The following is a 10,411-nucleotide window of genomic DNA, read 5'->3' as shown; positions in this document are numbered from 1 at the left end:
CGATGAAGTGGAACATGGACATGAATCGACAAGACATTCTGCGGGCCCTGCAGGCACGGAAGATCACCCCGGACCAGGCGAAGGCGATGCTGGACGCGCTGGCACGGAGCGCGAGCGCACAACCGCAGGCGGCATCGCCGCCGCATGGCGCCACGCGCGAGCGGATCGCGATCGTGGGCATGTCGGGGCGCTATCCCGGCGCCGCGTCGCTCGATGCGTTCTGGGCGCTGCTGTCCGAAGGGCGTTCCGCCGTGCGCGAGATCCCGCCGTCGCGGTGGGACGTCGAACGCCATTTCGATCCGCGGCCGCAGCAGCCGGGCAAGGTCTATTGCCGGTGGCTGGGCATGCTCGACGACGTCGAGTCGTTCGATCCGCTGTTCTTCGGCATCTCGCCGGCCGAAGCCACGGTGATGGACCCGCAGCACCGGCTGTTCCTGCAAGAGGGCTATCGTGCGTTCGAGGACGCGGGCTACGCGCCGGCGGTACTCGATGGCGCGCGCTGCGGCGTCTACCTCGGCATCATGAACAACGAGTACGTCAACCTGTGCCAGCAGGCCGGCGCAGGCATCGGCGAGGCGACCGGCAACAGCGGGTCGATCGCCGCGGCGCGCATCGCGTACCACCTGAACCTCAAGGGCCCGGCGATCGCGATCGACACCGCGTGTTCGTCGTCGCTGGTGGCGACCCACCTGGCCTGCCAGGCGCTGCTGGCGGGCGAAATCGACCTCGCGCTGGCCGGCGGCGTCACCCTCTATCTCACGCCGGAAAGCTACATCAGCATGTGCGGTTCGGGGATGCTGTCCGCGTCGGGCCGCTGCCGCGCGTTCGACAATGCCGCCGACGGTTTCGTGCCGGGCGAGGGCGTGGGCGTGCTCGTGCTGAAGCGGCTGGGCGATGCGATCGCGGCCAACGACCGCATCCATGCGGTGGTGCTCGGCTCCGGCATCAACCAGGACGGGCGCACCAATGGCATCACCGCGCCCAGCATCCGCAGCCAGATCGACCTGCTGCGCGACGTGCACCGGCGCCACGGCATCGATCCGGCCACGATCGGCTGTGTCGAAGCGCACGGCACCGGCACCAAACTGGGCGATCCGATCGAATTCGAGGCGCTGGTCACGGCCTTCCGCGAAGCCACTGCCGAGGCGCATTTCTGCGCGCTCGGTTCGGTGAAGAGCAACATCGGCCACACCTCCGCGGCCGCGGGTGTCGCCAGCGTGCACAAAGCGGTGCTGTCGATGCGCGAACGCCGCCTCGTGCCCACCCTGCATTACGCGCAGCCGAACGAGCACTGCGCCTTCGAAGGCTCGCCGTTCGTGATCAACACCGAACTGCGGGAGTGGATGGTGCCGGCAGGCCGTGCGCGCCGCGCCGCGGTCAGTTCGTTCGGCTACAGCGGCACCAACGCCCATCTGGTGCTGGAGGAATGGGACGAACCGGTCGCCGTGGTGGCGCCCGATGCCGAACCGCTGCTGTTCGTCGTCTCCGCCCGCGATGCGGACGCGCTGAAGGCGCAGTGCGCCGCGCTGGCGAGCTTCCTCGCGCGTTCGACGACCATCCCGCTGGCGGATGTCGCCTGGACCCTGCAGGTCGGCCGCGCGGCGTTCGACCATCGCCTGGCGTTCGTCGCGACCACGCGGCCGGAGGCCATCGCGCGGCTGGAAGAGGCCCTCGCGGGGCAGGCCGGCAACGGGCTCTTCACCGGGCGACTGACCGCGCTGATGCGCGAGATCGCGCACGACGATGTGCCGATGCCGGTTCCCGCCGACGCCGGCGCGGGATTCCTCGCGGAACTCGCCGCTCGCTGGGTGCGCGGCTTCGAGCCGCAGTGGCGCGATCTGCCTCGCGCCACGCGCGTGCGCCTGGCGCACCTGCCGACGTATCCGTTCGCGAAGGAGCGCTGCTGGGTGGATGCGCCTGCCGATGCGGCCACGGCGCACGTCCCGGCCGCGGCTCCGTCAGCGGCGACTCCGCATGCATCGCCGGCGGACGTCGTGCTCGATCATCTCGAACTGCTGGTGCCCGACGCCGACAGCGTCCCGCTGCCGCAGCAGGCCGTCGCCGCCGATGCGCGCGTGGTCGTCGTCGGCGCCAGCGATGCGCAGCTCGCGGCGTTCGCGCGCGTCTGGCCGCATGTGGTCGCGTTGCCGGCACCGGCACTCGATCGCCTCGATGCCTGGGCCGCGTCGTTGCGCATGGCGGGACGCATCGAACGCCTCGTGTGGATCGCGCAGGAGGAGGTCTCGGCCCCCGGTGCGCTGTCGACCTACGAGGCCCTGCGCCTGCCGGTGCTGGCCTGTTTCCACGCGATCAAGGCATTGCTGGCACGGGGAGACGGCGATGCGCCGCTGCACTGGACGCTGGTCACGCGCGCTGCGCGGGATACGCCGAGCCATGCCGCGCTGCATGGACTGGTCGCCAGTGCGGTCAAGGAACATCCCGACTGGGTGGCGACGCTGGTCGATCTCGACCGCGACGATGCGCTGCCGGCCGAACGCATCGCCGCGATCCCGGGCGATGCCGAAGGCCGCATCTGGTTCCATCGCGCGGGGCAGTGGATGCGTGAACGCCTGCGCAGCGTGGCGGCGAAGGCGCCGGCGCACAGTGCGTTCCGCCGCGACGGCGTGTACGTGATCATCGGCGGCGCCGGCGGCGTCGGCGAGGTCTTCACCGAATACCTGGTCCGCCATCATCGGGCACGGGTCGTGTGGGTCGGGCGCCGTGCCGTCGACGATGGCATCGCCGGCAAACTCGCTCGCCTGGCCGCGCTCGGCCCCGCGCCGCGATACGTGCAGGCCGATGCGACGGACCCGGCGGCGCTGGCCGCCGTGCGCGCCGACGTCCTGCGCACCTTCGGCGCCGTGCACGGCGTGGTCCACTCGGCGATCGAACTGCACGACAGCCGTATCGCCACCCTCGACGCGGCGCATTTCGAGCAGGCGTTCGCGACCAAGGCGCGCATCGCCGCCAACGTCTTCCGCGTGTTCGCCGACGACCCGCTCGACTGCGTGCTGCTGTTCTCCTCGCTGGCGAGCCATTCCCGCGAGGCCGGGCAGAGCAACTACAGCGCGGGCAGCCTCTGCCAGGATGCGCTGGCTAGGCAGATGGCCGTGCGCTTCGGTCGTCCCGTGAAGACGCTCAACTGGGGCTTCTGGGGCGCGATCGGGGCGACGGCGGCCATGCCGCCGCGCGTCCGCGAGCGCTTCGCACAGGCCGACATCGGTGCCCTGCAGCCGGACGAGGCGATGGCGGCGGTGGAGATCCTCATGCAGTCCGACGCGCCGCAGATGGCGGCGCTGCATCGCCTCACCCCCGCGGCATCCCGTGCCGCCGCCGAAGCCGCAGGCACGGCGGCATCCGTTCCCCCCTCCACGAACCGCGAAACGGTGGTCGCCATCGAACTCGATGCTCCCGCGCTTGAAGCTCATGTGAAGGACACGCTCCTCGCCCAGTTGGCGACCACGCTGAAACTCGCGCCGGATCGGATCGATCCCGACGGCGCGTTCGCCGATTACGGCGTGGATTCGATCAGCAGCGTGCGCATCGTGCGTGCGCTCAACGAGGCGCTGGGCATCGAACTGGCGGGCACCAGCCTGTTCGACCACAGCTCCGTCAACAAGCTCGTCCGTCACGTGCTGCGCGATTGCGACATGACGCGCGTGCAGGCGTCGATCGCTGCGCCGCGTGCGCAGGAAGCGGCCGTGCACGCCGCGGGCGCGCGTCCCGCGGAGGCCGTCGCGACGGCGATGCCGGCATCGACGCGCCTCGCGCCCATGGCCGGTCCGGGTCCCATCGCCGTCGTCGGCATGAGCGGCCGTTTCCCGAAGTCGGACGACCTGGAGGCGCTGTGGGCGCACCTCGCCGCGGGCCACGACGTGACCGAGTCGATCACGCGCTGGAAGGTCGACACCGCGTCGTTGCCGGACAGCGTCCGCCTCTGCCCGCGCGGCGGGTTCCTGAGCGACATCGACCTGTTCGATCCGCTGTTCTTCAACATCTCCGGTACCGAAGCCACCTACATGGACCCGCAGCATCGCCTGCTGCTGGAAGGCTGCTGGCATGCGCTGGAAGATGCGGGCTACGCCGGCGAGGGCATCGCGGGCGCACGCTGCGGCGTGTACGTGGGGTTCAACGGCGGCGATTACGGCGACCTGGTGCAGGCGCAGCCGACGCTTCCCCCGCATGCGATGTGGGGCAATGCGGCGTCGGTGCTGTCCTCGCGCATTGCCTACCATCTCGATCTGCAGGGACCTGCGATCACGCTCGATACCGCGTGTTCGAGCTCGCTGGTCGCCGTGCACCTGGCCTGCCAGGGGCTGTGGACGGGCGAGACCGACATCGCGCTCGCCGGCGGCGTGTGGATCCAGTGCACGCCCGGTTTCCTGGTGTCCTCCAGCCGCGCCGGGATGTTGTCGCCGACTGGTCGCTGCCGTGCCTTCGGCGCGGGTGCGGATGGTTTCGTGCCGTCGGAAGGCGTCGGTGTCGTGGTCCTCAAGCGCCTGCAGGACGCGTTGGACGCCGGCGACCATGTCCATGGCGTCATCAAGGGCAGCGGCATCAACCAGGACGGCGCGAGCAACGGCATCACCGCGCCGAACGCCGCCGCGCAGGAGCGGCTGGAACGTCGCGTCTACGACATGTTCGGGATCGATCCGGCGGACCTGCAACTCGTCGAGGCGCACGGCACCGGGACTATCCTCGGCGATCCGATCGAAGCCTCCGCGTTGACGCGTGCGTTCCGCCATTACACCGATCGCACGGGCTTCTGCGCGCTCGGGTCGATCAAGACCAACATCGGCCACACCGGGGCCGCCGCCGGCGTCGCGGGATTGATGAAGGTGCTGCTGGCCCTGCGCCATCGGCAGATCCCGCCGTCGCTGCATTTCGAGGCGCCCAATCCGCACATCGCCTTCGCCGACAGTCCGTTCGTCGTCAACACGACGCTGCGGGACTGGCCCGCACCGATCGGGCGTCGCCGCCTCGCCGCCGTCAGCTCGTTCGGCTTCAGCGGCACCAATGCGCACATGGTGGTGGAAGAGGCGCCGGCGCGGCCCGTCGTCGCCCGTGCGTCGCGCCCGACGCTGCTCGTGGTGTCGGGCTATCGCGAGGAAGACGTGCCGGCGCAGGTCGATGCGCTGGCCGAGCATCTGGAGCGCGAGGCCGCGGCCATCGACCTCGACGCCGTGGGCTTCACGCTCGCGGTCGGGCGTCGTCATCATCGCCATCGCCTCGCGCTGGTCGCCGACACGGCGGCCGACGCGGCCGTCGAACTGCGTCGCTGGCTGGCCGGCACCGCGTCGCGTGTCGTTGCGGCGGTCGCCGTCGCGAATCCTGGGGCAGAACTCGCCTCGCAGGGGCAGCAGGAGATCGAGCGCCTGACGGCCACGACGGACGACGCATTGCGCACACGTTCGCTGTCCGGACTGGCTGCGCTGCACGTGCAGGGCGTCGCACTCGATCTGCGCCGGTTGTTCGCTTCGCATCGACGCGTGCCGCTGCCGCTGTACCGCTTCACGCGCAAACGCTACTGGGTGCCGGATCCCGCACCGGCCGCGCGGGCGGAGACTCCGGCCACATCGGTCGCGATGCCAGCCGTGCCATCGTCGGTGCCGGCATCCGCACCGGCGGTGAAGGTGGCGGCACCTGCCGCTGCCGTCGCCGGGGGCGCGGCGCCATTGCATCCGTTCGTGCATGCGGCCGTCGGTGATGCCTCGGCTGCGGCCGGCGTGCATCGCTTCGCCACGCACTGGACCGGGCAGGAATTCTTCCTGCGCGACCATGTGGTGCAGGGCGCGCCGATGCTGCCGGGCGCGGGCTGCCTCGAAATGGTGCGCGCCGCGGCGAGTCTGGCGTATCCGGATCGACTGGTTCGCCAGCTCCGCAACGTCGTCTGGCTGCGTCCGCTCGCGGTCGCGACGCCGGTCGATCTGGAGATCGTGCTCGAAGCCGGACCGTCGGGCGACATCGCGTTCCGCGTGCTGGGTGCCGGCAGCACGACCCCGCACTGCCAGGGACGCATCACCATGGCGCCCCTGTCGCAGCCCCTGTCCGCACCGGCGATCGACATCGCGATGGTCCGCACCCGCTGCGACGCGCGCGTGCTGACGACGCAGGACTATTACGGCGTCTTCGACCAGATGGGCCTGCATTACGGCGAGGGTTATCGCGGCATCCAGCGTGCGTTCGTCGGCGAGGACCAGATCCTCGCGCAGCTCCGGCTGCCCGACGTCATCGCGGCCACCGAGTCGGAGGATCTGGAGGATTCGGCGTTCCAGCTGCATCCCAGCCTGCTCGACAGCGCGTTGCAGGTGTCGATCGGCTTCGAGATCGGCGTCGTGCAGCCCGGGGACGGGCAGGGCGAGCAGCGTTCTCTGATGTTGTTCGCGCTCGACGGCATGGAGATCTTCGGGCGCTGCACGTCGCAGATGTGGGTGTGGATCCGGCGTGACCGCCGGCAGGCCAGCCACAAGCTCGATGTCGACCTGTGCACGCCGAGCGGGCGCATCGTCGCCAGCCTGAAGGGTGTGACCTCGCGTGAAGCCGGTGCATCCGCGCGGCCCGCGCAGGCACCGCAGGCCGCGGCAGCGCGCGTGGCACCGCCACCGGCAACCGCCGTCGCGGCTGCGCCTGTCGCGCAAAGGCCTGTCGCCATCGAAGCGGGCACGGACGATGTCCGCGTCGGTGCCCTGACCCTGGCGCCGGCCTGGGAACCCGCCGTGCCGCCGGAACACGAGGCATGGCCCGCGGACAAGTCGGCCGTCGTCGTGATTGGTGGCGACGACGCGCAGTACGCCCAGCTCCGGCGCCGTTACCCGCGCGCCCGGCGCATGCCCGCCGCGATCACCGACACGGTCGATCGCGCGGTGGAGGAACTCCGCGGCCTGGGCGGCATCGATCATCTCGTCTGGTTGTCGCCTGACACGGCTTTCACGTCGATCGACAGCGATGGCCTCGTGGTCGGCCAGCAGCGCGGCGTGATGGCGATCTTCCGTCTCGTCAAGGCGCTGTTGCGGCTGGAGTTCGCGAAGAAGCCGCTCGGCCTCACCATCGTCACCTGCGGCGCGCAGCCGGTGTTCGACGACGAGGCGGTCGATCCCACCCATGCCGGCGTGCATGGTCTGGTCGGCACGCTGGCGAAGGAATATCCCGGTTGGCGCGTGCGGCTGGTGGACGTGCAGCCGGGCACGCGCTGGCCGTGGCAGGAGATGCTGGCACTGCCGGCCGACGTCGACGGCAACGCGTGGGCGCACCGCTTCGGGCGCTGGCACCGCCAGCGCTGGGTGCCGTGCTCGATGCCGGAGCCCGAGCAGACCGCGTTCCGTCACGGCGGCGTCTACGTGATCATCGGCGGTGCCGGCGGCATCGGCGAGGCCTTCAGCGAATACCTGATCCGCCGCCATGCGGCGCAGGTGGTGTGGATCGGCCTGCGCAGCCGCGACGAGGTGATCGAGGACAAGATCGACCGCCTCGCGAAGCTCGGTCCCGCGCCGCACTACATTTCCGCCGACGCGACCGATGCGCTGGCGCTGGAGCGCACGAGCGCCGACGTCGAACGCCGCTTCGGCACCATCCACGGCATCGTGCACGCGGCGCTGCTGATGGCCGGCGATCCGCTGGAGCGCATGGACGAACAGCGCTTCTGGCGCGGACTGGCCGCGAAGATCGAGGTATCGGTGCGGATGGCGCAGGCGTTCGCGCACCTGCCGCTGGACTTCGTGCTGTTCTTCTCGTCGATCCAGGCGCTGGAGAAGACGCCGCGGCAGGCCAACTACGCCGCGGGCTGCACGGTCGAGGATGCCTTCGCCGCGCGCCTTGCGCATGACTGGAAGTGCCCGGTCCGCGTGGTCAACTGGGGGTACTGGGGCAGCGTCGGTTTCGCCGCGATCTCCAGCGGCTACCGCAACTGGATCGCACAGGCCGGCATGGGATCGGTCGAACCCGCCGAGGGCATGGCCGCGCTGGAACGCCTGCTCGCGGGCCCGTTCCGGCAGCTCGCCTTCCTGAAGACCACCCGTGCGGATGCGCTCAGGGGCGTGCATTTCTCCGAGGACCGGCTTTCGCGCGTCGCGAACGCCGCACCGATCGTGCTGCTGGACACGCCGATCGACGCGGACGTCGGTGGCCTGATCCAGCAGGGCCTGCCCGAGGCGTTCGAGACGCTGATCCTGAAACTGCTGCGGCACACGCTGGACACGCTGGGCGTGTTCACGGACGCGGCCGGTGCGAGCCGCATCGTCCCGCAGTACCAGCCCTGGCTGCGCCACACGCTCGATCTGCTCGCGCAGCACGGCATGGTGGCCGAAGGCGAGGGCGGATGGCACGTGGTCGCGTCGTCGTCTTCGGCTTCGCCATGGGACGAGTGGGACCGCGCCGCGCCGGCGTGGCGCGCGAATCCGGAAACCGCCGCGCCGGTGGCGCTTGCGGAAGCGACGCTGCGCGAACTCGATGCCGTGCTGAGCGGCCGACGCCAGGCCACCGACGTGCTGTTCCCGAAGGCGTCGCCGCATCTGGTCGAAGGCATCTACCGCGACAGCCCGGTACCCGATTTCTTCAATCGGGTGCTGAGTGCGGTCCTCGTGCGCCACATCGAACGCCGCCGTCGCGTCGATCCCGACGTGCGCCTGCGGATCCTGGAGATCGGCGCCGGCACCGGCGGCACGACGACGCCGCTGGTGAAGGCATTGGCGCCGTACGCGGACGCCATCGCCGAATACCGTTTCACCGACTTGTCGAAGGCGTTCGCGGTCGCTGCCGAGCGCGAATTCGCCGAACGCGCGCCGTACATGCAGTACGGCAGCTTCGACGTGGAGCGTTCTCCGGCGTCGCAGGGCATCGGCCTCGGCGAATTCGACATCGTCGTCGCCGCGAACGTGCTGCATGCGACCCGCGACATCCGGCGCACGCTGCGCAACGCGAAAGCCACGCTCAAGCGCAACGGCCTCCTGCTGGTCAACGAGGTCTGCGCCACCAGCCTGTTCGCGCATGTCACCTTCGGCCTGCTCAAGGGCTGGTGGCTGTACGAGGACGGACACCTGCGCATCCCCGGCTCGCCGGCACTGTCGCCGGCGTCGTGGCGCAGCGTGCTGGCGGAGGAGGGCTTCGAGGCGATCGGCCTGCCGGCCGAGCACGCGGCCATCCTCGGGCAGCAGATCGTCGTGGCGCGCAGCGACGGCTGGATCCGCCAGCCGGTGGTGGCATCGTCGCCCGCGCCCGCGATCGCCGCCGCCAGCGCGCCGCAATCGGCGAGCATCCCGGCGCAGGCGGCCATGCCGGCACCGGCGGCGCCCGAGCCCGTCGCCATCGTCGATCACGCCGGAGCGGCGATCCGCCGCATCGTCCGCGAAACGCTGGCGACCACACTCGACATCGACGCAGGCGCGATCCGCGACGATGCGCCGCTCACCGACTACGGCCTCGATTCGATGCTGGCGGTGCAGGCGGTGGAGGTCCTGAACACCACCGCAGGCACGACGCTGACCACGACCAGCCTGTTCGACTACCCGAGCATCGATGCGCTCGTCGCGCACATCCTGTCGATGCCGGATGCCGTCGTCGGTGCGGTGGCGGCGGAAGTGCCTCGGCAGCCGGCCCTTCCGTCGTCGTCGCCGTCCCCCTCGCGCATGCCCGCGCCTCGTCCGGTGGACACCGTCGATGCCGGCGCCGCGGCATCGCAGGCACCGTCGCAGGCGATCGTGCAGGCCATCGTGCAGGCACTGGTGGACATCGCCGGCATCGACGCCGGGGACATCCGCGGCGACGTGCCGTTCACCGACTACGGCGTCGACTCGATGCTGGCCGTGCAGATCGTCGAGGCGCTGAACCAGCGGCTCCATGCCGAACTGACGACGACCAGTCTGTTCGATCATCCGACGATGGATGCACTGGTCGCGCATCTCGCGGGAAGCGGCGGTGGCTTCGCGCCTGCGCCCGCAGCGCCGAGCGTCGAGAGGCAGGCGCCGGTGCAAACGCGCGCGGTGCCGCGACCGCAACCGCAGCGTGCGAAGCCGACGTCGTCCGGTGGCGGCCTGCGCGCGCGCGTGCTGCAGTCGCTGGCCGATGTGCTGGAGATCGACGTCGCCGACATCGACGCGCAGACGCCGTTCACCGACTACGGACTCGATTCCATGCTCGCCGTGCAGTGGGTGGAGCGCCTGAACCAGTCGTTGCAGCTCGAATTGACGACGACCAGCCCGTTCGACCATCCCACGCTCGACGCGTTGATGGCGCACCTCCTGCAGGGACGCGAGGACGAGGACGGCACGTCGATCGCGGAGGCCGGCATGCCCGACGCGTCGCCGGCCGCGCAGGCGAAGCGGCGTCCGCAACCGATGAGCTACACGATATGAGCGTCGCGATCGCGGGCCGCGAAACGCGAAGGGCAGGGGCGACGCCGTCCATGGACGACGTTCCC

The 10,411-nt window shown here is 70.5% G+C and carries 1 protein-coding gene; it reads left to right on the top strand.

All coding sequences use genetic code 11. The annotated features are described in order from the left end of the window. Nucleotides 1-20 precede the first annotated feature (20 nt). Nucleotides 21-10,346 (top strand): SDR family NAD(P)-dependent oxidoreductase, encoded by a 10,326-nt coding sequence (locus tag ACT53R_RS09490; protein WP_476171625.1) that lies wholly within the window; start codon nucleotides 21-23, stop codon nucleotides 10,344-10,346. Nucleotides 10,347-10,411: the final 65 nt, after the last annotated feature.

Source organism: Lysobacter sp. DMC104 (assembly GCF_056313665.1).
The sequence above is the reverse complement of the archived record's forward strand: the minus strand, read 5'-3'. Positions and strand labels throughout refer to the sequence as shown.

Bases quoted from the DNA above. Each gene is read 5' to 3' on its own strand.
- ACT53R_RS09490 (WP_476171625.1), top strand. From the start codon at position 21: ATGAATCGACAAGACATTCTGCGGGCCCTGCAGGCACGGAAGATCACC.